Below are 22,273 nucleotides of genomic sequence, written 5' to 3'. Positions count from 1 at the left end.
AATTAGCTTCAGTTGTCGAGCGCTTTGCCGAAGACTTCCGGAGAGTCCGAAACGAATCCTGGAGTGCTCCGTGAAGCTTTTGAATGCCCTGTCGATCCGCGGCAAACTGGCGTTTGCCTTTTCCTGCGTGCTGTTCCTGCTGATCGTGCTCGGCGGGCTTTCCGTGTGGCAGTTGGGGCGGGTCAACGCGCAGACCGAATCGGTACTGGCGTCGCGCCTGCCCGGCGTGCGAGACAGCCTGCGCATGTATGGCGCGGCGATTTTCCTCCGCCAGAGGGAATTCCGTCTGCTGGTCACGGATCCGGCGGCAATGCCTGCGGCGGTCGCCAAGCTGGAAACGTCGAAGGCGGAGTTCGAGGCCGCCCGGGCGGATTACGCCAACTCGATTGCCGACGCTGTCGAGAAAGACCTTTATGAGCAGGCGATGCGCTCGTGGGCCGCGTATGCGGAGGTCTCCGCCAAGGCAGTCGCGGCCGCACAAGCGGGACATCGTGACGAGGCCGTCGAGTTGATCACTCCGCCGGGCGCGTCCAAGCGTTTCGACGAAGCGCTTACCGCGATCAAGAAGCTCGCCGCGTACAACGACCAGCAGGCCACTGCGGACGCCGGCGTCGCCAAGGCGATCTACCAGAACAGTCGCATCGGCGTCGGGGTCGGCGTACTCGTCGCGATTGCGATGGCGATGGGTCTCGGATGGGCCATCGGCCGGGCCATCTCGGTCCCTCTCGCGGCGGCGGTCAAGCTTGCCGAAGCGGTCTCGGACGGGGACCTGACCCAGGCGCCGACATCCGACGGCCGGGACGAGGTCGCGCAACTCACCAGGGCATTGGGCGTGATGGTGACAAAGCTGCGTTCGGTCGTCGCCGACGTGCGCAACGGTGTCGAGTCGGTCGGTACCGCGTCGGCGCAGATCGCGACCGGCAACCTGGACCTCAGCCAGAGAACCGAGGAGCAGGCCTCGAACCTGCAGCAGACCGCTGCCTCCATGGAGCAGCTGACGTCGACGGTAAGACAGAATGCCGACAACGCGAAGGCGGCATCGCAATTGGCGGCCGGTGCCACGGAGGTCGCCGCGCGAGGCGGCCAGGCCGTCGGCAACGTCGTCGCCACCATGGCGTCGATCTCCGAGAGTTCGAACCGAATCAGCGACATCATCGGGGTCATCGATGGCATCGCATTCCAGACGAACATCCTGGCCCTGAACGCCGCGGTCGAAGCGGCCCGGGCAGGAGAGCAAGGGCGCGGTTTCGCGGTCGTCGCTGCCGAAGTGCGATCGCTCGCTCACCGCAGTGCCGACGCCGCCCGCGAAATCAAGTCGTTGATTCAGCTCAGTGTGGGCCGGGTCGATGACGGGGCCAGGCTCGTGGCCGAGGCGGGCCAGACCATGACCGAGATCGTGCAACAGGTCAGTCGGGTCCACGATCTCGTGGGGGAGATCTCCTCGGCGAGCGTCGAACAATCCGAAGGGATCGAGCAGGTCAGCCATGCCGTGTCGCAGCTGGACCAGGTCACGCAACAGAACGCCGCTCTGGTCGAGGAATCGGCGGCCGCCGCAGAGAGCATGAAGGTGCAGGCCACTCGCTTGTCCGGGACGATCGCGGTCTTCAGGGTGTAGGGAGTCCGAAGCGTGTCTATGTCGCAGCGGTTCAAGGACGTGCTCCTGACCCCCATCCAGTTTCCGTCGGCGACGGATCTCGACGACACGACGCAGAAGCGAATCTTCTTCGCGTTCGGCGGCTTCGCGATTGCCGTTCTCGCCGTCTACGCGGTGGTCTTCTGGGTGCGCGGAACCCGGGCGTTCGCGCTCGAGTCGCTGGTGGCGGCGCTCGCCGCGGCCGCAGGCGTCGGCCTCAGCCTGCGTGCGAGATCGCATGTGTGGCCGCTCCGCGTCCTGTCCATCTCGGTCTTTTCCTGGTTGACATGGACGACGCTCAAGCAGGGCTCGGACTTTCCGGCGGCCGCGTGGTGGTTGTCGATCGTTCCGTTCATCCTGGCCGGGGCTGGTCTGCACTATTTGGCGATCGGGGCTGTGTTCGCGTTTGCTGGCACGGTCTCGGTGTTGTACTTTCAACCGGTGTGGTTCCCGACTCCGGTGACCCGCGACGTGGTCGAGCCCTGGAGAAGGTATGCCGCTGTCATCGGATCCGAGTTGCTGGCGCTGTGGATGATCATCGTCGCGATGCGAAGTCGCGTACGCGTTGCCGAAGCGCTCGAAACGGCGCGCCGCGCGGCAAGCGAAGCGGCCGAGCTGAAGGCTCGCTTTCTGGCCAACATGAGCCACGAAATCCGGACACCGCTGACCGGGATCATCGGCGCTGCGGAAGTCCTGGACTCCAGGGGACTCTCGGAGGCCCAACGGCTCCAGCTGTTGAGCATGCAACGCCAGAGTGCGAAGACATTGCTCGCACTTGTCAACGACGTGCTGGACTTTGCGAAGCTGGACGCGGGAAAGGTTCGTCTGGAGGTCCGGCCTGCCTTTCTGCGCGGGATCATTTTTGAATCCAACGAGCTCTATTCCATGCAGGCGTTTGCGAAAGGGATCGAGATCACCTCCAGCTGCAACCCCGATGTTCCCCGGTCCTTCCTGGGCGACCCGCTGCGGCTCAGGCAGGTGGTCAACAACCTGGTGAGCAATGCAGTCAAGTTCACCGAACGAGGGGGCGTGCACATTCACCTGTCGATGGACTCGCTCGAGGCCGATCCGGTGAGCCGCCCAGCGGGAAGCCGTTGGGTTCGGATTGAAGTGGTCGACTCGGGGCCGGGCATTCCGGACGACCAGCTGAAGGCACTTTTCAACGCGTTCGTCCAGGCGGACCTGAGCGTGACGCGGCGCTCCGGGGGCACCGGCCTGGGATTGAGCATCGCTCAAGAACTGTGCAGGTTGATGGGCGGCAGAATCGAGGTCCGCAGCGTGGTGGGTGAGGGCAGCCGTTTCTCGTTGGTGGTCCCGCTGACGCAGGACTCGGAAGAGATGGTGTTGCCCGCGGCGTCGTACCGCGCCGATGTCTTGCTGGCGACATCGAACCCTGGGCTGGAGCGGCATCTGAAGACCTTGCTGCATGAACTCAAGGTCGATCCGGTGATCGTCCGTCGGCTGCCGGACCCGGAGGAATTGAAGCACTGCAAGCTGCTCTTGGTCGATGCGCCGCTGCTGCAGATGCCGGACGTCAAGAAGTGGCTTTCGGACCCATCGAACTCGGGGCGTCAGATCGCAATCCTCACACCGCTCGGTGCGGATGCCGTCGTGGGCGTGCCCGCTTCCGGACAGCTCCTCTACAAGCCTGTGCGCCGCGAGGCGCTGGAGGCCGTCGTCGCTCCGCAAGGACGCACTCGGATGGCGACGACCGCTTCGACATCCGCGAAGCCACTGGCAGGTCTGAACATACTCGTCGCCGACGACAACCCGGTGAACCAGGTGGTCGTGCAGGCGATGCTTGCGGAACTGGGCGCCACCTCCGTGGTCGCGAGCAACGGCCGCGAGGCGATCGATTGCGTGGCGGGAGAACCGTTCGACGTCCTCTTGATGGACGTGAACATGCCTGTGATGGATGGCCTGGCGGCGACGCGCGAACTGCGCGCCTCAGAGGCGGAAGCCGGCGGTTCGCGGCTGAGCATCCTGGCCACCACGGCCACCATGGACAGCAACGAGCTGTCCGCTTGCCGTGCCGCCGGGATGGACAACTGCCTGACGAAGCCGTTCGGCCTGGCGGACCTTCGCCGAGCGATCGAGTCGACGATGCGGCGAGAAGGTGCGCCCCACTGATCGATCGAATTCAGAGGGTCTGAGGCGCGCCGCTTTCAAGCCGCCGAGCCGTCTTCACAGCGGCCGAAGCAGCTGTCGATACAGCGTGTTCGCTCGCGTCAGGTGCGCGTGCATCGCTGCCGCCGCAGCATCGGGATCGCGCGCCGCGATCGCATCGACGATGCGTGCGTGCTCGGCAAGCGTCAGCTCTTCCGCCCCCGGCGCGCGGACGAGCGACTGGTAGTACTCGCGCGCCCAGCCGAACAGCGCCTCGACGATCGACGGGAAGATCGGGTTGCGACTGATCGCGGCGATCTCGCGGTGGAACGCCATGTCGAGTTCGATGAACCGGTTCAGGTCGACCATCGACGCGCGGTGCCTTGCGATCGCCAGCCGCAGGCGCGCGACGTCCTCTTCGGTGGCACGCTCGGCGGCCATGCGCGCCGTTCCCGTTTCCAGAAAGACGCGCACTTCCTTTAGGTGTTCGAGCGTGCCGGGCTGGGTGCGCAGCATGTGCATCGCACCACCGGCGAACTGCGAGATGAGCCGCTGTGCGGTCGGCACGACGACGCGGGCGCGCTCGCCGTGCGCAATTTCGACGATGCCGGAGCGCTCCAGGGACTGCAGCGCCTCGCGCACGGCGGGTCGACCGACGCCGAATTCCTCCATCAGCTCGCGTTCCGAGGGCAGATGCGAATTGGGTGGAATCGCGCCCGAGCTGATCCGCTCCATCAGGCGATCCAGGACTTCCTGATAGAGCTTTCGGCGCTGAATTGTTTCGGCCATGGTCTGCCTGTCGAAGGCGCTTTACTGGTGTGATGACATTACCACGGGCTCCGCGCCCCCGAAAAAGCGATGACGAGGCCATGCGGGCAAACCCGAATGCAATGAGATCACACCATATGGTGTACTCAGCATACCAGCTCGTTGCGCCAAACAAGAGGCTGTCCTGCCTGCCCTGCACGGCGACCCCCAATCCTTCCGGAGACAACGTGGAAAACCCGTCGACGCCCGCCCTCGAAAAGTCCGCCATACGCAAGGTCTCGCTGCGGCTCGTGCCGTTCGTGGCATCGATGTTCTTCATCAACTTCCTCGACCGCACCGCCATCTCGTTCGCCGGCCCGAACGGCCTGACCAAGGATCTTGGGCTGAGTGCCGCGCAATTCGGTTTCGCGGCCGGCGTCTTCTTCGTCGGCTACATCCTGCTCGAGATCCCGAGCAACCTGGCGCTGCACAAGTTCGGCGCGCGCCGCTGGATGGCGCGGATCATGGTGACCTGGGGGGTCGTCGCGCTGCTGTTCACCTGGGTGAGCAGCATCACGGGCCTGTACTGGCTGCGTTTCCTGCTCGGCGTCGCCGAGGCGGGCTTCTTCCCGGGGGCGATCCTGTTCCTCAGCCTGTGGGTGCCTGCAAGACACCGCAGCCATGTGCTCGGCCTGTTCTACCTCGCGCAACCGCTGACGATCGTGATCGGTGCCCCGGTCGCGGCGCTGCTGATCGGCGCGGACGGCGCGTTCGGCCTGGCAGGCTGGCGCATCATGTTCTTCGGCGTCGCGATCCCGGCGATCGTGGTCGGCCTGGTCGCATGGTTCTACCTGACCGACAAGCCGGCCGACGCGAAGTGGCTCAGCCCCGCCGAACGCGACTGGCTCACCACCGAACTCGCGAAGGAAGACCGCTCGAAGGCCAGCGATCACGGCCGGCACGCCGGCGCCGCGCTGCGCGATCCGCGCGTCTGGACCTTCGCGCTGATCTACTTCGGCCTGGTCTACGGCCTGTACGCGCTCGCCTTCTTCCTGCCGACCATCATCGGCGGCTTCGAAGCTCAGTTCGGCGCCAAGTTCAACGTGTTCCAGAAGGGCCTGATCACCGCGATCCCGTACCTGCCTGCGGCCTTGGCGCTGTTCCTGTGGACCAGGCACTCGACCCGGCACGGCGTGCACAACTGGCATGTCGGCATCCCCGCGCTGATCGGGGCATTGAGCATCCCGTGCGCGCTCTACATGAACTCGCCGGCAGCGACCGTCGCCGTCGTCACGATCACGGCCTGCTCGATCTTCGCGGCGCTGCCGAACTTCTGGGCCTTGCCGGCACGCTTTCTCAGCGGCGCCGGCGCTGCGGCCGGGATCGCGCTGATCAACACGATGGGCAACTTCGGCGGCTTCGCAGCGCCCTACATCACCGGCGCCGTGAAGGACGCGACGGGCTCCTACCAGGCCCCGATGTTCGTCGTCGGCGGGTTCCTGCTGCTGTCGGCCATCCTGGTGATGTGGATCGCCGCGGCCAAGGCCAAGCCGACGATCGCCGGCAACCAACCCTTCTCGCTCGAGCCTTCGCCTCACGCCAAGTGACCCGCTCGATCCCCACACGCAACCCTGGAGATGCGCACCATGAATGAAAGAATCGCCCTGTTCGGCGCCGGCGGCAAGATGGGCGTGCGCCTGTCGAAGAACCTGCTGAAGTCCGACTATCGCGTCAGCCACATCGAACCCAGTCCGGTCGGGCGCGCGCGCCTGAAAGACGAGCTCGGCATCGAGTGCGTCGATGTCGACGCGGCGCTCGACAACGTCGATGTCGTGATCCTCGCGATTCCCGACACGCTGATCGGCAAGATCTCGCACGAGATCGCGCCCAGGCTCAAGCCCGGCACGATGGTGATGACGCTCGACGCCGCCGCGCCATTCGCCGGCCACCTGCCTGACCGCAAGGACCTGGTCTATTTCGTCGCCCACCCCTGCCACCCGACGATCTTCAACGACGAGACGGACGCCGATGCGCGCAAGGATCACTTCGGCGGCGGCGCCGCGAAGCAGTCGATTACAAGCGCGCTGATGCAAGGCCCGGCCGAAGCATTCGACCTCGGCGAGGCGGTCGCGAAGGTGATCTACGCGCCGATCCTGCGCTCGTACCGGCTGACGGTCGACCAGATGGCGATCCTCGAACCGGGCCTGTCGGAAACCATCTGCGCGACCCTGCTCGACGTGATGCGCGAGGCGATGGACGAGACCGTCAGGCGCGGCGTGCCCGAGCAGTGCGCTCGCGACTTCCTGCTCGGCCACATGAACATCCTGGCGGCCGTGATCTTCAAGGAGATCCCGGGCGCGTTTTCGGACGCCTGCAACAAGGCGATCACCTTCGGCAAGCCGCGCCTGATGCGCGACGACTGGCTGAAGGTATTCGATCGCGAAGAGATCGCCGAGAGCATCCGCCGCATCACCTGAACGGGAAGGCCGAGGAGACACCGATGGGCGAACGCATCCACGCGACCTACTGGCTCGAGACCGGCGACGATCCGGCGCGCGCCGCCGAGGTGATTGCCGGCGAACAATCGAGCGGCACCTTCGTCGCGCTCGCGACCGAAACGCCGGCGCTGAAGGCCCGCGCCGGTGCGCGGGTCGAGCGGCTCGAGGTGCTCGACACGGTCTCCACGCCCAGCCTGCCCACGCCGAAGCAATCCGGCAAGTACACGCGCTGCACGCTCGAGCTCTCGTGGCCGATCGAGAACCTCGGCCCCTGCCTGCCGACGCTGATGGCGACGATCGCCGGCAATCTGTACGAGCTGCGCGCGGTCACCGGGCTTCGGCTGCTCGACCTGCAGTTGCCGCCGTCGTTCGCGGCCGCCTACCCCGGGCCGGCGTTCGGCATCGAGGGCACGCGCAAACTGGCCGGCGTCGCGCACGGGCCGCTGATCGGCACGATCATCAAGCCGAGCGTCGGCCTCTCCGCGGACGAGACGGCACAGCAGGTTCGCGAGCTGGTCGCCGGCGGCATCGACTTCATCAAGGACGACGAGCTGCAGGCCGACGGTCCGAACTGCCCGTTCGACGATCGTGTGCGTGCGGTGATGCGGGTCGTCAACGACGCGGCGCAGCGCACCGGCAAGAAGGCGATGGTCGCGTTCAACCTCACCGGCGATCTCGACAAGATGCGGCGCCGCCACGACCTGGTGCTGGCCGAAGGCGGCACCTGCGTGATGGCCTGTCTGAACTCGGTCGGCCTGGTCGGCCTGACGGCGCTGCGGCGCCACTCGCAACTGCCGATCCACGCGCACCGTGCCGGCTGGGGCTACCTGAACCGGTCGCCCGCGCTCGGCTTCGACTTCGCGCCGCTGCAGAAGATCTGGCGGCTCGCCGGCGCCGACCACCTGCACGTCAACGGCCTGCGCAACAAGTTCAGCGAGTCGGACGAGAGCGTGATCGCTGCGGCGCGGTCGGTGCTGGCGCCGGTGATGCCGAGTGCGGCCCTGCCTGCGATGCCGGTGTTCAGCTCGGGGCAGACGGGCTTGCAGGCACACGACACCTACGCCGCGCTGGGCTCGGCGGATCTGATCCACACCGCCGGCGGCGGCATCTTCGGGCACCCGAACGGCGTGCCGGCCGGTGTCGAGGCGCTGCGCGCGTCATGGAGCGCGGCGATCGAAGGCGTGCCGCTCGCCAGGCACGCCGAGCGTGTTCCGGCGCTCGCCCAGGCGCTCGGGTTCTGGCGATGACCCCGGCGCCCCTCTGGCCGGAAGGCCCGCTGCTCGCCTACTACGGCGACGACTTCACCGGCTCGACCGACGCGATGGAGGCGATGACCGCCGCCGGCGTGCCGACCGTGCTGTTCCTCGCGACGCCGGACACCGACCTGCTGGCGCGCTTCCCGCACGCGCGCTGCGTCGGTATCGCCGGCTCGTCGCGCGGGCGAAGTCCCGAGTGGATGGACGCCGAGTTGCCGAAGGCGTTCGCGGCGCTCGCCGCATTGCGGGCGCCGATCCTGCACTACAAGGTCTGCTCCACCTTCGACTCGTCACCGGCGATCGGTTCGATCGGCCGCGCCATCGAACTCGGCACGCAGGCGATGCCCGGACGCTGGTCGCCGACGATCGTCGGCGCGCCGCGCCTGAAGCGCTACCAGGTCTTCGGCAACCTGTTCGCCGCCGTCGATGGCGTCGGCTACCGCCTCGACCGGCATCCGACGATGTCGCGGCACCCGGTCACGCCGATGGGTGAGTCCGACCTGCGTCGCCACCTGGGCGCGCAAACGACGCGCCGCATCGAACTGATCGACATGCTGCAGTTGCGCGATGGGACGGCGCCGCAGCGCGCACAGACACTGGCCGGGGACGACGTGCCGATCGTGTTGATCGACGTGCTCGACGACGAGACGCTCGCCGCGGCCGGTCGGCTGGTGTGGCAGCGGCGCGGTGACGGGCTGTTCAGCGCGTCGTCTTCCGGCCTGCAGTACGCGCTGGCCGCGCATTGGCGCGAGCTGGGCCTGCTGCCGAACGAGCCTTCGCTGCCCGAGCCGTCGGCGGCGGCTTCGATCGCCGTGGTCAGCGGCAGCTGCTCGCCGGTGACCGCGTCGCAGATCGCGTGGGCCCGCGCGAACGGGTTTTGCACCGAGCGCCTGCGGCTCCCGAACGCACTCGACGAACGGATGCGCGAGGCCGAGATCGAGCGCGTCGTCGCGATCGCGACGGCGGCGCTTCAGCAAGGCACCAGCCCGCTGATCTTCAGCGCCGAAGGGCCGGACGATGACACGGTGACGCGCTTCGACCAGATCGCGCAGCAAGCGGGTCTTGCGCGATCCGAAGCGGCGCGCCGCATCGGCGCGACGCTGGCCGAAGTCACGAAGCGACTGCTCGATCGGGCGCGTCCGACCCGCATCGTCATCGCCGGGGGCGACAGCTCCGGCGAGGTCGCCAGCGTGCTCGGCATCCAGGCCCTCACGGTGACGGCCGGCCTGTCGCCCGGCGCGCCGCTGTGCCGCGCCTGGTCGGCCAGTCCGAAACGCGATGGCCTGGAGATCGTGCTGAAGGGCGGACAGATCGGCAAAGAGGACTTCTTCGGTCTCGCTCGAGGCGGAACTCGGCGACTGGCAGGCTGATGCATTGCGGCCGGCCGGAAGCGCTCGACGGCCACGCCGTCAATCCAGGAAGCCACCGGTGGAAAGCGAATTCCCGAGTCTGCGGCGCCTGGCGCGCAGCGTCGAGATTTCGGCCGCGCACTTGCGCAGTGCCGTGACCTCGGCGGGGCGCCACTTCCGAGCGACGTTGTTCGTGCAGGTGATGATCCCCCACACCTCGCCATGGCCGCCGTACGAGGCCGCCAACAAGGCGCGGATGTTGAACGGCACCAGCATCCGCTCCTTCACGCTCTGCAGAGCGGGGTCCGCGAAGGTGTCGCCGCAGACATAGCATCCGTCGCGGACCAGCGCACCGAAAAAACCGCCGCCGGATTCGGGGAACACCGCGGTGCCGGCGACGGCGAGGTTGCGCGCGCCGTCATAGGCCGCGACGCTGCGCATGACCCGTTGGCCGACCTGACCGGAGACACTCCAGAAGGTCACGTGCATGCATCCGAGCGCCTTCTGGATGTATTCGGCCACCTTGCCGGCGGCTTCGATGTCCGTCACGCGCCCCGCATCCACCTCATGCGCCAGGTCCCGCGTCAGGAAGTGGAAATTGGGTACGCCGCTCACACTGGCACTCCGTCGTCGCTGCAGGCGTCGATTTTCCCTCAAGCGGGCGCGCCGCCTCGGGGTTGCGCCGCCGGTTCCCGGACGCGGGCAGGCAGATTCAAGGTCTGCTACCGTCCGCCCCAGACAAGTTTCGAGGAGAGACCGCATGAGCGGTACAGATCAGCGCCTGCGCGAATGGCCCGATGCACGGCTGCGCGACATGCGACGGGGGGTGGAGAAGGAGAGCCTGCGCGCGCTGCCGGACGGTGGGCTCGCGCTCACGCCGCATCCCGCGGCGCTCGGTTCGGCGTTGACGCATCCGCACATCACGACCGATTTCAGCGAATCGCAGCTCGAGTTCGTCACCGGCGTTCACGCCAGCGCGCAGGAATGCGTGGCCGAGCTGACGCAGGTCCACCAGTTCAGCTACCGCGCGCTGCAGGAACTGGGCGACGAGATGCTGTGGGTCTCGAGCATGCCCTGCGGGCTGCCGACCGACGAGAACATCCCGATCGGCCGCTACGGCACCTCGAACGTCGGGCGCGCGAAGAGCGTCTACCGCATGGGCCTGGGGCATCGCTACGGCCGGCGCATGCAGACGATCTCGGGCATCCACTACAACTGGTCGATGCCGGGCATCTCGACCGAGGAATACTTCGGGCTGATCCGCAACTTCAGGCGCGAGTCGTTCCTGCTGCTGTACCTGTTCGGTGCGTCGCCGGCGCTGTGTTCGAGCTTTGTCGCCGGACGCGAGCACGAGTTGCAGGTGCTCAATGGCGGCACGCTGCACATGCCGCATGGCACCTCGCTGCGCATGGGCCGCCTGGGCTACCAGAGCGACGCGCAGGCCTCGCTCTCGGTCAGCTACAACAGCCTCGAGCGCTACGCCGCATCACTGCAGGAGGCGCTGACAAGGCCGTATCCGGCCTACGAGGCGGTCGGCATTCGCAACCCGGGCGGCGACTACAACCAGCTCGCGACCAGCCTGCTGCAGATCGAGAACGAGTTCTACGGCACGATCCGCCCGAAGCGCGTGATCTTCCCTGGCGAGCGGCCGCTGCATGCGCTGCGCGAGCGCGGCGTCGAGTATGTCGAGGTGCGCTGCATGGACCTCGATCCGTTCGAGCCGGTCGGCATCAACGCTTCGACGATGCGCTTCCTCGACCTGTTCCTGCTGCACTGCCTGCTCGCCGAGAGCCCGCCCGACACGCCCGACGAGATCGGCGCACTGGCGCGCAACCAGCAGCGCGTCGCGGCCCGCGGGCGCGAGCCGGGCCTGCGGCTCGAACGCGGCGCGGCCGCGGTCACGCTGACCGAGTGGGGCGGCGAGATCTTGCGCGCGCTCGCGCCGATCGCGCGCCGGCTCGATGCGCTGCACGGCGGCAGCGGCTACCGCGAGGCGCTCGCGTCCGCCACCGCGGTGCTGCGCGAGCCCGACATCGCGCCTTCCGCGCGCGTGCTCGCGGCGATGACGCGCGACTTCGATAGTTCGTACGTCGGCTTCACGCGCGCGCAGTCGCTGCAGACGCGCCACGCGTTGCTTGCGCTGCCGTTCTCCGATGAAGCGCAGGCGCTTTTCGCGGCCGAATCGAAGGCCTCGGTCGACGCGCAGAAGCGCCTCGAGGCGAACGACAGCCTGCCGTTCGAGCTCTACCGCCAGCAGTATGTCTCGGCCGAGCGTCTGGGCGTTCCGGGCAAGCGCGCGCCGGCGCGCGTCTAGATCCCAGCCGCCGCGTCAGGCGTTCTCGCGCAGCCACGCGCCGGCCTGGCCGCGCGAGGCGAGGCCGAGCTTGTCGAGGATGTTGGCGACGTGGCGCTTGACCGTGTGCGGGCTGATGTCGAGCGCGCGGGCGATCAGCTTGTTGCTGTCGCCGGCGCCGATGCGCTCGAGCACCTCGCGCTCGCGGCTGCTCAGCAGCGCCGGCACCGCGAAGCCATCGCCGGCGGCTTCGCTTGCCGGTGCCGGCAGCGTATCGCTCGAGGCCGGCGGCGCGGCGCTGCGCAAGTTGCGGGACAGCGCCGCAGCGGCGTGCAGCTCCGCCCGCTGTTCGATCGATAGCCGCTCGCCCCACGGCGCACTCGCGAGCGCTTCGAGCACCGCGGTACCGCACATCAACGCGTGCCCGCGTTCGTCCTCCTGGCGCATGCGGTCGAGCGCATCGGCGGCGGCTGCGGCAGCGTCTGCCAAGCGATCGCAGCGCAGCCGCGCGTGCGCGCAGCGCAGCTGCAGCTCGATCGCCTGGCCGTTGACGTCCATGTTCTCGGCCCGCGGCAGCAGGTGCTCGAACAGCGCCACGGCGTCGGGCCACCGACCCTGCGCGGCGGCGTAGCGCGCGCGCGCCGCGACCGCGCGCGCGTTGACCGGCGCCGGATCGTCGAGCGGGCGCTCGAACAGGCGGCCGGCCCAGTGCTGCAGCGCCGCGGCGTCGCCGCCGAGCACGTCGCTCAGACGCACGCCGTAGACCGCCATCTGATGGCGCCACAGCGCGCGACGTTCTTCGGTCGCGTTGTCTTCGCGCAGGTACAGCGCGTCGAGCCGCCGATAGACGGTCGCGGCGTCGCCGCGCATCGCGGCCTCGATCATCCGGAACGTCTCGACGCCGACCTCCATCTCGGCCGAGCACGCCAGCCACTGCATGTCGGCTTCGGCGCTGCGGGCCTCGGCGGCCGCGGCGTCGAGATGCCCGGCCCAGAGCCGCGTGAAAGCGCGCAGCAGCTGCACCTCGCCGCGCATCGGCAGCGCGCGCTCGCCGAGCCGCGCCAGCGCGCCGTCGGCATACCGCGAGAGCAGCACGCGCATGCCGCGTATCGTCGACCAGTTGGTGGCCGGCGCGCACTCCCACCATGCATACAGCGAAGCGCCGGCCGCGAGCGACTGCAGCACCGCGCCATACACGGCGGGCAGTGCCGCGTGGTCGCCGCGCCGGAAGTGCTGGCTTGCATCGGCCATCAGCATCACGCGGCGCGTGGCCGGGCCGAGCGCGCGGCCGGAGCGCGTCTCGTGCGCCTTGAGCTGCGCGATCAGCGACTCGCTGTGCACATCGCGGCCGAGCGGGTAGCAGGCGAGCGCGAGGTAGGCCTGCGTGAGCAGGCGCTCGTCCTCGTCGTCGGCCGCGGCGGTCTCGGCCTCCTGCATGCAGCGCGCCATCTCGGTCCACTGCCAGCGCAGGCAGCAGCCGATGCCGGCCAGACGCAGGAGTCGCGGCGAGGCACCGCGCCAGTCCGCGGGGAACTGCTCGATCAGGCGCTGCACCTCGCCGCTGCCGCCGTTCAGGAACAGGTCGGATGCCGACTCGACCAGCGCATCCTCGGCCGCGGCCCAGTCCGCCGCGCGCAGCAGGTAGCCGACGCGGCGCAACGGATCGGTCTCGCCGGCCGCGGCCCGGCGCAGCAGCACCGCCAGCTCGTCGGGAAAGCGGCGCCGCAGCCGCTCCTGCAACGCATCGCGGAACAGGTCGTGCAGCACCAGCGTGCGCTCGTTCGATTCGAGCGCGGTGACGAACAGGCCGCGGCGTTCGACCTCGTCCATGTGCTGCGCCGCGAGAGCATCTGCGCTGACGGCCGCGGCGCGGCCAGCCGTCAGCTCCGGGAGTACCGAGCAGCGCACCAGGAAATCGTGCAGCGGTGTCGGCATGTCGTCGAGCACTTCGCTGGCGAGGTAGTCGAACAGGTGCCGGTCCATCAGGTTCGACGCGCGCGGACCGATGTCGGCGTGCGCGCCCAGGCTGCCCGTGGCGCCGCCGCGTGTGCGCAGCGCCGCGAGGCAGAGCTGCAGACCGGCCGGCCAGCCTTGTGTGCGCGCGAGCAGTTCGTCGACACACGCGTCGACGCGCGCCCTCGCGGCCGGCTCGGCCTCGTGGTCGGCGAGCGCCCGGGCCTCGGCGGCGCCGAAGCGCAGCTGGTCCTGCGTGAACTCGGCGAGCTCGTCGGCGACCCGCAAGCGCGCGAGGGCCAGCGGCGGCGCGACGCGGCTCGCGAGCACGAGCGTCCAGTGCGCCGGCAAGCGCTCGATCAGCGCATCGAGCAGCGCGCCGGTCTGCGCCAGCGTGACGCGGTGCAGGTCGTCGAGCACGATCACGCCGCGCGGAGCGTCGCAAGCGGCGAGTGCGTTGATCAGCTCGGCGACCGCTCGGCGCATGCCCGGACCGGCGTCGGCCGCCTGCGCCACCAACGCTTCCGGCGCGGTGCGCCAAGGCAGGTCATGGGGTTCGAGCGCCGTGATCAGGCATGCCAGCAGGCGCTGCGGATCGTCGTCTGCGTCCAGCGAAACCCAGGCCTGCGCGGTGCCCGCCGGCAGGCGGCCGAGTTGCGCCGAGAGCAGCGAGGTCTTGCCGAAGCCGGCCGGCGCCTGGAGCAGCACGACGCGACGGGTCAGCACGGCCTCGGTGACGGCCGCGTCGAGCGCGCGCCGCTCGACGCGCAGGGCGCGCAGGCGCGGGGGCTGGATCTTGGTGGTGGCGAAGGGCAGGGCGTCCATCGTCGCGGCCGGTGGAGGGCTCGGTTGATACAACAAGGTCGCGATTCTCGCCCGGTCCGGTGGTGGCGGGGAAGGACATCGCGCTCGCGCGCGAGGTTCCGCGCCGGCACGATCGGATCAGCCGATGAAGCTGTGCAGCGCGTGCATCAGCGCCGGCCAGTCGGTGACCGCGACGAACGCGACGCCGGCCACCGCGCCGGCCAGGTGCGCGTCGTGGTTGATCCGGCCGCCCCCCTGACGCGCCGCGTAGTACGTGTAGGCGAGGTAGCCGAGCGCGAACAGCGGCGCCGGGATCGGCACCGGAATCGGCAGGATGAAGATCGAGCTGGCCGGGTGGTAGACGATGGCCGCGAACAGCACGGCCAGAATCGCGCCCGACGCGCCGAGGCTGCGGTAGTCGGGGTCGTCGCGGTGCTTCAGCCAGGTGCCTGCGTCGCTGACCAGCAGGCCGAAAAAGTAGAGCGCCAGGAACGCCGGCGTGCCGATCGTGCGTTCGAGGCCGAAGCCGAAGGCCCAGAACGTGAACGCGTTGAACAGCAGGTGCGCGAGGTCGGCGTGCAGGAAGCCGCTGGTGATCAGCGTCAGGTACTCGCCGCGCGGCACGAGCCAGTGCGGCCGGAACAGATTGCGCTCGACCATCTGCGGCGCCCTGAACAGCCCGACCAGGCTCGCGGCCAGCATCGCCGTCAGCAGCAGCGCGGCGCCGGGGGTGTCGTTCAACAGGGATTGAAGATCATTCATCGGCGAGAGTGGTTTGGAGGGGAACGTGGCGTGCCGGCCGTGGCGCTCAGGCACATTAGTCGTTTCGACTCACAAGCCCACCGAGGACCGAGACATGTGGATACTGACCGAGGCGCCACGAGGCAGCAATTTCTATGAGGCGCAATCGCAGACGGGCAACAAGGCGCTGATCTCCGACACCTGCGAGACCGTGATCTACGCGCGCTCGCAAGGCGTCGACGGCCATCGCCTCGTCGCGCAGCGCGGGCGCGAGACCTTCTTCCTCGGCCCTGCGCCGGTGCGCGGCGTCGAGGCCGACATGACGGCGCAGATCATGGAAATCGCGCGCCAGCTGCAGGCGGTCGTGCTGGTCTGACGCAACCGATCCGGGGTCTCACCCGCCGCCGATGCGGCTCACCAGCGCCTTCGTGAACGCCGCCGTGCCCGCCGTGCCGCCGAGGTCGCCGGTGCGCACCTTGTCGATGTTCAGGGTCGCATCGATCGCCTCGCGCAGACGGGTCGCGAGCTGCGGAAGCTTGACGTGGTCGAGCATCAATGCGGCGGCGAGAAGCAGCGCGGTCGGGTTTGCGATGCCCTTGCCGGCGATGTCGGGCGCCGAGCCGTGCACAGCCTCGAAGATCGCGGCGTCGGCACCGATGTTCGCGCCCGGCGCCATGCCGAGGCCGCCGACCAGCCCGGCGACCAGGTCGGAGAGGATGTCGCCGAACAGGTTCGTCGTCACCAGCATGTCGAACTGCCACGGGTTCAGCACCAGCTTCATCGCACAGGCATCGATGATCACGGTGTCGAGCGCGAACCGGCCCTTGTATTTCCTCTCGTACAGATCGAGGCCGGTCTCGAGGAAGATGCCGGTCAGCGCCTTCATGATGTTGGCCTTGTGCACGATCGTGACCTTCTTGCGGCCGGTCGCGACCGCCGTCTCGAACGCGTATTCGAGCAGGCGCCGGCTGCCGGCGCGGGTGTTGATGCCGGTGGCCATCGCCACCGCATGCGGGTCGTCGTCGATCTGCACGTAGTGCTCGTGGCCGATGTACAGGCCTTCGAGGTTTTCGCGCACGACCATCAGATCGATGTTGTCGAAGCGCCCGCCGGGGATCACGGTGCGCGCCGGGCGCAGGTTGGCGTAGAGCTTGAACTCCTCGCGCAGCCGCACGTTCGACGAGCGGTAGCCGCCGCCCGACGGCGTCTCGAGCGGACCCTTCAGCGCGAGGCGCGTGCGGCGGATGCTGTCGAGCGTGGCCTGCGGCAGCGGGTCGCCGGCGGCCTGCACGCCACCGAGGCCGGCGATCTGGCGGTCCCATTCGAACGGGGCCTTCAGCGCGTCGAGCGCGGCCAGCGTCGCGTCGACGATCTCGGGGCCAATGCCGTCGCCCGGGATCAGGGTCGCTTGAATCGGGGTCGTCATCGGCAGCTCTTTCGTCAACGGTTGTCGGGGCAGGCCGCAGCATACGCCGCGGGCCGCGGGTCTCCCTCTCAGGCGCGTGCGAACAGCAGCACCGCGTTGGTGCCGCCGAACGCGAAGGAGTTGCTGATCGCGGCCTCGAGTTGCGGCGCGTGGGTGTCGGGATGCAGCACGAGGTTCATCCGGCAAGCAGAATCGACCTCGGCGCAGTGCGCGTTCGGTGGCAGCTCGCGGCGCTGCAGTGCGAGCACCGTGATCACCGCCTCGAGCGCGCCGCCGGCGCCGAGCAGGTGGCCATGCAGCGCCTTCGTCGAGCTGACGCGCAGCGTGTCGAGGTCGTCGCCCCAGACCTGCGCGAGCGCGTCGCGTTCGACCACGTCGCCGATGCGCGTCGCGGTGCCGTGCGCGTTGCAGTAGCCGATGTCGCGCGCTTGCAGGCCGGCACGGCGCAATGCGGCGCGCAGCGCGCGCGCCTGGCCGGGCGCATCGGGCTTGGTCAGGTGCGTCGCATCGCTGCTCAAGCCCCAGCCGGCGAGCGAGGCGTGGACGCGTGCGCCGCGGCGGCGCGCCCGTTCGGCCGACTCGAGCACGACGAAGGCCGCGCCTTCGCCGAGCGCGAAGCCGCTGCGGTCGCCGGCGAACGGCCGCACCGCGCGCGCTGCCGCGCCCGGCTCGAAGGCGGCGAGAGTCTGCATCGCCTGCCACGCGAGCAGCACGCCGGGCACGATCAGCGCCTCGGCGCCGCCGGCGATCGCCAGGTCGATGTCGCCGCGCTGCACGGCTGCGGCGGCCTCGGCGATCGCGACAGCCGATGACGCGCAGGCCACCGAGTAGGTCAGCACCGGCCCCTGAACGCGCTGGCGCATCGCGATGTGCGCGGCCGGCGCGCTCGGCATGAAGGCGGGAATCGTCAGCGGCGGCACGCGACCGCCGCCCCCGCTGCGATAGGCGGCTTCGAGCGCGGTCGCGCCGCCCATGCCGCAGCCGGCGTAGATGCCGATGCGCTCCGGGTCGGCGCTGCCGGCCGCGCCTGAATCGAGCATCGCGAGCTCGGCGGCGGCGACCGCGAGCTGGCTGACGCGGTCGACGCCGGCCAACTGCAGTTTCGTGAACCAGCGCGCCGCGTCGAACGCGACGCGGGCAGCGGCGGCCGGTTTGGGCAAGTCAGGGAAGATCGCCTGGAGCGCCGACTCGCCGCGCATCAGCGCTGTGAAAACGGCCTGGGCGTCGTCGCCGTGCGGGGCGACGACGCCCAGGCCGGTGACCGCGACCGGGGTGCTCACGCCGCCTGCTTGGCCCGGATCGCATCGACCGCGGCGGCCAGCTGGGCCAGCGTGTCGATGTTGGAGTCTTCGTCGCGCATCGAGATCTGGAAGTGATCTTCGATCGCGAACAGGAATTCGACCAGCGCGAGCGAATCGAAGCCCTTTTCGCGCATCGAGGTGTCCGGCCCGAGCTCTGCCGGATCGATGCCGAACTTCTCGTGGATCAGCGCCTGGAGGTCTTTCAGCGTGTTCATTGGGCGGTGTCGGTCGACATGCGTTCGATGATATCTGCTCCTCTTTCTGGCCCACGCTCGCGCGCCGCGCCCGGACGCCAGTGCAGCGACGGCAGCGCGAACGCGAGGCCGAGCAGGCCACCTGCGAGCACGTCGAGCACCACGTGCTGCTTGATGGCCAGCGTCGACCAGGCGATCGCGAGGAACCAGGCGAGGTTCAGGCCGCGCAGCGTCAGCGGTGCCCGCATCCGGCGCAACAAGTGCTCGATCCAGAGCATCGTGAACAGCGCGATCGCCACGTGCATCGACGGGCAGGCATTGCCGGTCGCGTCGACGCCCTGCAGCATCGCGAAGCCGGCGAAGCCGGAGACGTCGAACGTGAGCGGCGGCACGGCGGTCGGCCAGGCGTAGAAGAGGCCCAGGCCGGTCAGGCACAGTGCGCCGGCCCACAGCCCGTAGACCAGCAGCTCGCGGAACGTCAGCTGCAGACCGGGGGCGACGCCGACGTACAGCCACAGCGTGAGGTACGCGAACAGCGCGCCGGGCTGGAACGGGATCAGCGTGTCGAGCGCCGTCAGCGGCATCACGGTGACCGGATGGACCGGGTGACGCAACAGTTCGAAGTAGCCGATGAAGAAGGCCCAGACCCACGCGGTGGTGCCGAACAGCTTCAGCAGGAAATGGCGGCGCAGGCGCAGCGCGAGTTCGGTGGCCCAGGGCGGCGGTGCGGTTCGGATCATTGCGGATTCGGCGGCGTCATCTCCCGGAGTTTCGCAGAAGGTGCGCGACGCACCGTGACGGTCAACCCCGTCGGGCCGGACTGTGCCACCGTTCGCGCGCCGCAGATAAACTCGGCGGCCATGAACACCCTGCCGCTTGTCACCCTTGGCCGCAGCGAGTTGCGCGTGCCGCCGATCTGCCTGGGCACGATGACCTTCGGCGAGCAGGTCGACGAGCCGACCGCGCATGCGATCCTCGATCGCGCGCTCGAGTGCGGCGTGAACTTCATCGACACCGCCGAGATGTACGCGGTGCCGGTGCGCCGCGAGACCGCGGGTGCGAGCGAGCGGATCATCGGCCGCTGGTTCGCGCGCTCCCCGGGGCTGCGCGACCGGGTCGTGCTGGCGACCAAGGTCGCCGGCCCGTCGCGCAACGCCGACTGGATTCGCGGCGGCAGCGCGAACCTGACGCCGCACGAGATCCGCCAGGCCTGCGACGACAGCCTGCAGCGCCTGCACACCGACGTGATCGACCTGTACCAGATTCACTGGCCGAACCGCAACGTGCCGATGTTCGGGCCGCTTTACTTCGAGCCGGCGAACGAGCGCGACTACACCTCGATCCACGACCAGCTCTGCGCGCTGGCGGGTCTGGTGCAGGCCGGCAAGGTTCGCTACATCGGCCTGAGCAACGAGACGCCCTGGGGCCTGAGCGAGTTCGTCCGCCTCGCCGATGCGCACGGGTTGCCGCGCGTCGCGACGGTGCAGAACCCTTACACGCTGGTGAATCGCGTCGTCGACAACGGCCTGGACGAGGTGATGTACCGCCAGGGCGTTTCGCTGCTCGCGTATTCGCCGCTGGGTTTCGGCACCTTGACCGGCAAGTACGACGAGGTCGGCTTCACCGGCGGCGGCGCCAATGACCGCATGACGCGCTTCGAGGCGTTTCGCAAACAGCGCTGGGGTCGGCGCGAGGTGCTCGCCGCCGCGCGTCAGTACAACGCGCTCGCGCGCGCGAACGGCCTGACGCCGACGCAGATGGCGCTGGCGTTCTGCTACACCAACTGGCGCGTCGCGAGCACGGTCATCGGCGCGAACACGGTCGCGCAGCTCGACGAGAACCTCGAGGCCTGGGGCACGGCGCTGGCGCCGGAGCTGCTGGCGCAGATCGACGCGATCCGCTGGACGATTCGCGATCCGGCCCAATGAAGAAGCACGTCAGCGAGACCCCGGCGACGCAGTTCCTGCGCCGGCACGGCGTCGCGTTCAGCGAGCACGTCTACGACTACGTCGAGCACGGCGGCACGGCCGAGTCGGCGCGCCAGCTCGGCGTGCCGGAGCACCAGGTCATCAAGACGCTGGTGATGCAGGACGAACGCGCGCAGCCGCTGATCGTGCTGATGCACGGCGACAAGCAGGTCAGCACGAAGAACCTCGCGCGCCAGATCGGCGCGAAGTCGGTCGAACCTTGCCGGCCCGAGGTCGCCCAGCGCCACAGTGGCTTCATGGTCGGCGGCACCTCGCCGTTCGGCACGAAAAAGGCGATGCCGGTCTATGTGGAGGAGACCGCGCTCGCGCTGCCGCGCATCTGCATCAACGGCGGGCGGCGCGGCTACCTGATCGGCATCGCGCCGAAGCTGCTGGTCGAGCTGCTCGGCGCCAAGCCGGTGAACTGCGCCCTCTGAATGCGTGCGCTGCTGCCGGGCGCAAAATGACGGCTGCCGCTGACTCCACACCCACTCCATGCAGACCCTCTATCCCGCGCTCGCCACGCTGGCCGCCTACCTGATCGGGTCGCTGTCGTTCGCGGTCATCGTCAGCCGCGTGGTCGGGCTGAAGGATCCGCGCAGCTACGGCTCGGGCAACCCCGGCGCGACCAACGTGCTGCGCTCGGGCCACAGGTCGGCCGCGATCGCGACCCTGCTGCTCGACGCGCTGAAGGGCTACGTGCCGGTCGCGCTGGTGAAGGAATTCGGCGCCCCGTACGGGCTCGACGAAGGCACCGTCGCGCTGGTCGGCCTGGCTGCGTTCCTCGGCCACCTGTGGCCGGTGTTCTTCCACTTCAAGGGCGGCAAGGGTGTCGCGACCGCCGCCGGTGTGCTGCTCGGGCTGAATCCCTGGCTCGGTCTCGCGACGCTCGCGACCTGGGTCATCATCGCGGTGTTCACGCGCTACTCGTCGCTCGCGGCGATCGTTAGCGCGGTGTTCGCGCCCTTCTATCAGATCCTGATCTGGGGCGGCGGGCCGGTCGCGGTGGCGGTCGCGATCATGGGCCTGCTGCTGATCTGGCGCCACCAGGCCAACATCGAGAAGCTGCTCAAGGGCACCGAGAGCAAGCTTGGACAGAAGGCGGTCGCCGCGCCGGCGGCGGCCCACCACCCGCATCACGCCAAACACTCGCAACACTCACACAAGCACGGAGCGAAATCATGACCCAGGGGCTGCGCCGATTCCATGTCGGCGATCGACTGTCGGAGATGACGATTCACAATGGCACGGTCTACCTTGCCGGGCAGGTCGCGGGCGACGCGTCACAAGACATCCGCGGCCAGACCGAGCAGGTGCTGGCGGCGATCGACAAGCTGCTGCACGAAGCCGGCACCGACAAGGCGCGCATCCTGATGTGCCAGATCTTCATCAAGGACCTGGCCGAATTTCCGACGCTGAACGAGGTCTGGGAAGACTGGCTCGCGCCCGGCGACGCGCCGCCGCGCGCGACCGTGCAGGCGAACCTCGCGAAGCCGGATTGGAAGGTCGAGATGGTCGTGACCGCGGCCATCTGAGCACCCCCAGGAAATGTCTTCGACATTCCCGCCCCCAGGGGTGAAGCAAAGTGGCAAAGCCACATTTGCTTGAGACCCCGATGCAGCTCGGATCATCGCCCCGCTCGCTGCTGGCGCTCGTCGCGCTGGTGCTGGGCGCCGCGGTGGCGATGCAGGCCGCGACGAAGTGGTCGCGCGAGCGGCTCGGCGCCGAGGTCGCGGCCGCTGCGCGACCCGGCGACATCCAGATGATCGGCTCGGTGACCTGCGTCTACTGCGCCGCGGCGCGCGCGTGGTTCGACGAGAATCGCGTGCCCTTCAGCGAGTGCCTGATCGAGCGCGACGTGGCCTGCGCCGAGCGCTACCACGCGCTGATGGCGCCCGGCACGCCGGTGCTGCTGGTGCGCGGCAGGCGGCTCGTCGGCTTCAGCGCGCAGGCGGTCGCCGACGCGCTCGCGGCGCGACCGCTTTGACGATGCCTCGAACAACGA

General features: G+C 68.9%; 21 protein-coding genes. 13 read left to right on the top strand and 8 right to left on the bottom strand.

Translation table 11 applies throughout. From position 1 onward, the window contains the following. The first annotated feature begins 70 nt into the window (after positions 1-70). On the top strand, positions 71-1,615 hold the full coding sequence (locus AC1DTW_RS05670) for a methyl-accepting chemotaxis protein (RefSeq protein WP_477980038.1): 1,545 nt from the start codon (positions 71-73) through the stop codon (positions 1,613-1,615). Positions 1,616-1,633: 18 nt separating this feature from the next. Next, positions 1,634-3,763: an ATP-binding protein gene (locus AC1DTW_RS05665; RefSeq protein ID WP_477980244.1), complete on the top strand. Its 2,130-nt coding sequence runs from the start codon at positions 1,634-1,636 to the stop codon at positions 3,761-3,763. A gap of 54 nt (positions 3,764-3,817) precedes the next feature. Here AC1DTW_RS05665 and nanR read toward each other — a convergent pair whose 3' ends face one another. Beyond that, positions 3,818-4,528, bottom strand: a complete 711-nt coding sequence (gene nanR / locus AC1DTW_RS05660; RefSeq protein WP_477980036.1) for a transcriptional regulator NanR — start codon at positions 4,526-4,528, stop codon at positions 3,818-3,820. A 287-nt stretch (positions 4,529-4,815) separates the two neighbouring features. On the opposite strand from nanR, the gene AC1DTW_RS05655 reads away from it, so the two are divergent. From AC1DTW_RS05655 to oiaK, 4 genes are read left to right on the top strand one after another with little or no spacing between them, the layout of a single operon-like run. Further along, entirely contained in the window at positions 4,816-6,093 is a 1,278-nt protein-coding gene (locus AC1DTW_RS05655; RefSeq protein WP_477980243.1) for an MFS transporter, read from the top strand. A gap of 39 nt (positions 6,094-6,132) precedes the next feature. Continuing rightward, positions 6,133-6,963 (top strand): phosphogluconate dehydrogenase C-terminal domain-containing protein, encoded by an 831-nt coding sequence (locus tag AC1DTW_RS05650; protein WP_477980034.1) that lies wholly within the window; start codon positions 6,133-6,135, stop codon positions 6,961-6,963. 23 nt (positions 6,964-6,986) lie between these two features. Next, entirely contained in the window at positions 6,987-8,231 is a 1,245-nt protein-coding gene (locus AC1DTW_RS05645; RefSeq protein WP_477980032.1) for a ribulose-bisphosphate carboxylase large subunit family protein, read from the top strand. Next, positions 8,228-9,610: a 3-oxo-isoapionate kinase OiaK gene (gene oiaK, locus AC1DTW_RS05640; RefSeq protein ID WP_477980030.1), complete on the top strand. Its 1,383-nt coding sequence runs from the start codon at positions 8,228-8,230 to the stop codon at positions 9,608-9,610. Before AC1DTW_RS05645 ends, oiaK begins: the two co-directional genes overlap by 4 nt. A 39-nt stretch (positions 9,611-9,649) precedes the next feature. Here oiaK and AC1DTW_RS05635 read toward each other — a convergent pair whose 3' ends face one another. Then, on the bottom strand, positions 9,650-10,204 hold the full coding sequence (locus AC1DTW_RS05635; RefSeq protein ID WP_477980028.1) for a GAF domain-containing protein: 555 nt from the start codon (positions 10,202-10,204) through the stop codon (positions 9,650-9,652). Positions 10,205-10,349: 145 nt separating this feature from the next. On the opposite strand from AC1DTW_RS05635, the gene gshA reads away from it, so the two are divergent. Next, entirely contained in the window at positions 10,350-11,903 is a 1,554-nt protein-coding gene (gene gshA, locus AC1DTW_RS05630; protein ID WP_477980026.1) for a glutamate--cysteine ligase, read from the top strand. Positions 11,904-11,918: 15 nt separating this feature from the next. Here gshA and AC1DTW_RS05625 read toward each other — a convergent pair whose 3' ends face one another. Then, the gene (locus tag AC1DTW_RS05625) at positions 11,919-14,660 is read right to left on the bottom strand and encodes a winged helix-turn-helix domain-containing protein (protein WP_477980024.1); all 2,742 of its coding nucleotides are present in this window, start codon (positions 14,658-14,660) and stop codon (positions 11,919-11,921) included. A 117-nt stretch (positions 14,661-14,777) separates the two neighbouring features. After that, a complete protein-coding gene (locus AC1DTW_RS05620) occupies positions 14,778-15,380 on the bottom strand; it encodes a rhomboid family intramembrane serine protease (RefSeq protein WP_477980022.1) in 603 nt (200 codons plus the stop codon). A 115-nt stretch (positions 15,381-15,495) separates the two neighbouring features. Here AC1DTW_RS05620 and AC1DTW_RS05615 point away from each other — a divergent pair, with 115 nt between their 5' ends. Beyond that, entirely contained in the window at positions 15,496-15,756 is a 261-nt protein-coding gene (locus tag AC1DTW_RS05615; protein WP_477980020.1) for a hypothetical protein, read from the top strand. 18 nt (positions 15,757-15,774) lie between these two features. Here the strand turns inward: AC1DTW_RS05615 and AC1DTW_RS05610 are convergent, their stop codons facing one another. From AC1DTW_RS05610 to AC1DTW_RS05595, 4 genes are all read right to left on the bottom strand, one after another. Continuing rightward, entirely contained in the window at positions 15,775-16,806 is a 1,032-nt protein-coding gene (locus tag AC1DTW_RS05610; protein WP_477980018.1) for an isocitrate/isopropylmalate dehydrogenase family protein, read from the bottom strand. A 68-nt stretch (positions 16,807-16,874) separates the two neighbouring features. Further along, positions 16,875-18,086, bottom strand: coding sequence for a beta-ketoacyl-[acyl-carrier-protein] synthase family protein (locus tag AC1DTW_RS05605; RefSeq protein WP_477980016.1), 1,212 nt, complete (start codon positions 18,084-18,086; stop codon positions 16,875-16,877). After that, positions 18,083-18,322 (bottom strand): acyl carrier protein, encoded by a 240-nt coding sequence (locus AC1DTW_RS05600; protein ID WP_477980014.1) that lies wholly within the window; start codon positions 18,320-18,322, stop codon positions 18,083-18,085. Before AC1DTW_RS05600 ends, AC1DTW_RS05605 begins: the two co-directional genes overlap by 4 nt. Then, on the bottom strand, positions 18,319-19,041 hold the full coding sequence (locus AC1DTW_RS05595; RefSeq protein ID WP_477980012.1) for a phosphatase PAP2 family protein: 723 nt from the start codon (positions 19,039-19,041) through the stop codon (positions 18,319-18,321). The genes AC1DTW_RS05600 and AC1DTW_RS05595 overlap by 4 nt, the downstream gene beginning before the upstream one ends. Positions 19,042-19,170: 129 nt before the next feature. On the opposite strand from AC1DTW_RS05595, the gene AC1DTW_RS05590 reads away from it, so the two are divergent. The 5 genes from AC1DTW_RS05590 to AC1DTW_RS05570 all read left to right on the top strand — a co-directional run bounded on the left by AC1DTW_RS05590 (position 19,171) and on the right by AC1DTW_RS05570 (position 22,255). Continuing rightward, entirely contained in the window at positions 19,171-20,229 is a 1,059-nt protein-coding gene (locus AC1DTW_RS05590; protein ID WP_477980242.1) for an aldo/keto reductase, read from the top strand. Then, positions 20,226-20,705 carry a Cys-tRNA(Pro) deacylase gene (gene ybaK, locus AC1DTW_RS05585; RefSeq protein ID WP_477980010.1) on the top strand — a complete coding sequence of 160 codons (480 nt, stop codon included), beginning with the start codon at positions 20,226-20,228 and terminating at the stop codon, positions 20,703-20,705. Before AC1DTW_RS05590 ends, ybaK begins: the two co-directional genes overlap by 4 nt. 58 nt (positions 20,706-20,763) lie before the next feature. After that, positions 20,764-21,453, top strand: a complete 690-nt coding sequence (gene plsY / locus AC1DTW_RS05580) for a glycerol-3-phosphate 1-O-acyltransferase PlsY (RefSeq protein ID WP_477980008.1) — start codon at positions 20,764-20,766, stop codon at positions 21,451-21,453. Continuing rightward, positions 21,450-21,803: a RidA family protein gene (locus AC1DTW_RS05575; protein ID WP_477980006.1), complete on the top strand. Its 354-nt coding sequence runs from the start codon at positions 21,450-21,452 to the stop codon at positions 21,801-21,803. The genes plsY and AC1DTW_RS05575 overlap by 4 nt, the downstream gene beginning before the upstream one ends. Positions 21,804-21,883: 80 nt before the next feature. Beyond that, positions 21,884-22,255, top strand: a complete 372-nt coding sequence (locus AC1DTW_RS05570) for a glutaredoxin family protein (protein ID WP_477980004.1) — start codon at positions 21,884-21,886, stop codon at positions 22,253-22,255. The last annotated feature ends 18 nt before the right edge of the window (positions 22,256-22,273 follow it).

It is taken from the genome of Rhizobacter sp. P5_A1 (assembly GCF_056400745.1).
This window is presented reverse-complemented; position numbering and strand designations above follow the sequence as displayed.

Excerpts from the sequence above, each read along its gene's own strand:
- AC1DTW_RS05665 (WP_477980244.1), top strand. The coding sequence starts at position 1,634 with ATGTCGCAGCGGTTCAAGGACGTGCTCCTGACCCCCATCCAGTTTCCG.
- nanR (WP_477980036.1), bottom strand. The coding sequence starts at position 4,528 with ATGGCCGAAACAATTCAGCGCCGAAAGCTCTATCAGGAAGTCCTGGAT.
- AC1DTW_RS05655 (WP_477980243.1), top strand. The coding sequence starts at position 4,816 with ATGTTCTTCATCAACTTCCTCGACCGCACCGCCATCTCGTTCGCCGGC.
- AC1DTW_RS05650 (WP_477980034.1), top strand. The coding sequence starts at position 6,133 with ATGAATGAAAGAATCGCCCTGTTCGGCGCCGGCGGCAAGATGGGCGTG.
- AC1DTW_RS05645 (WP_477980032.1), top strand. The coding sequence starts at position 6,987 with ATGGGCGAACGCATCCACGCGACCTACTGGCTCGAGACCGGCGACGAT.
- oiaK (WP_477980030.1), top strand. The coding sequence starts at position 8,228 with ATGACCCCGGCGCCCCTCTGGCCGGAAGGCCCGCTGCTCGCCTACTAC.
- gshA (WP_477980026.1), top strand. The coding sequence starts at position 10,350 with ATGAGCGGTACAGATCAGCGCCTGCGCGAATGGCCCGATGCACGGCTG.
- AC1DTW_RS05625 (WP_477980024.1), bottom strand. The coding sequence starts at position 14,660 with ATGGACGCCCTGCCCTTCGCCACCACCAAGATCCAGCCCCCGCGCCTG.
- AC1DTW_RS05615 (WP_477980020.1), top strand. The coding sequence starts at position 15,496 with ATGTGGATACTGACCGAGGCGCCACGAGGCAGCAATTTCTATGAGGCG.
- AC1DTW_RS05610 (WP_477980018.1), bottom strand. The coding sequence starts at position 16,806 with ATGACGACCCCGATTCAAGCGACCCTGATCCCGGGCGACGGCATTGGC.
- AC1DTW_RS05600 (WP_477980014.1), bottom strand. The coding sequence starts at position 18,322 with ATGAACACGCTGAAAGACCTCCAGGCGCTGATCCACGAGAAGTTCGGC.
- AC1DTW_RS05595 (WP_477980012.1), bottom strand. The coding sequence starts at position 19,041 with ATGATCCGAACCGCACCGCCGCCCTGGGCCACCGAACTCGCGCTGCGC.
- ybaK (WP_477980010.1), top strand. The coding sequence starts at position 20,226 with ATGAAGAAGCACGTCAGCGAGACCCCGGCGACGCAGTTCCTGCGCCGG.
- plsY (WP_477980008.1), top strand. The coding sequence starts at position 20,764 with ATGCAGACCCTCTATCCCGCGCTCGCCACGCTGGCCGCCTACCTGATC.
- AC1DTW_RS05575 (WP_477980006.1), top strand. The coding sequence starts at position 21,450 with ATGACCCAGGGGCTGCGCCGATTCCATGTCGGCGATCGACTGTCGGAG.
- AC1DTW_RS05570 (WP_477980004.1), top strand. The coding sequence starts at position 21,884 with ATGCAGCTCGGATCATCGCCCCGCTCGCTGCTGGCGCTCGTCGCGCTG.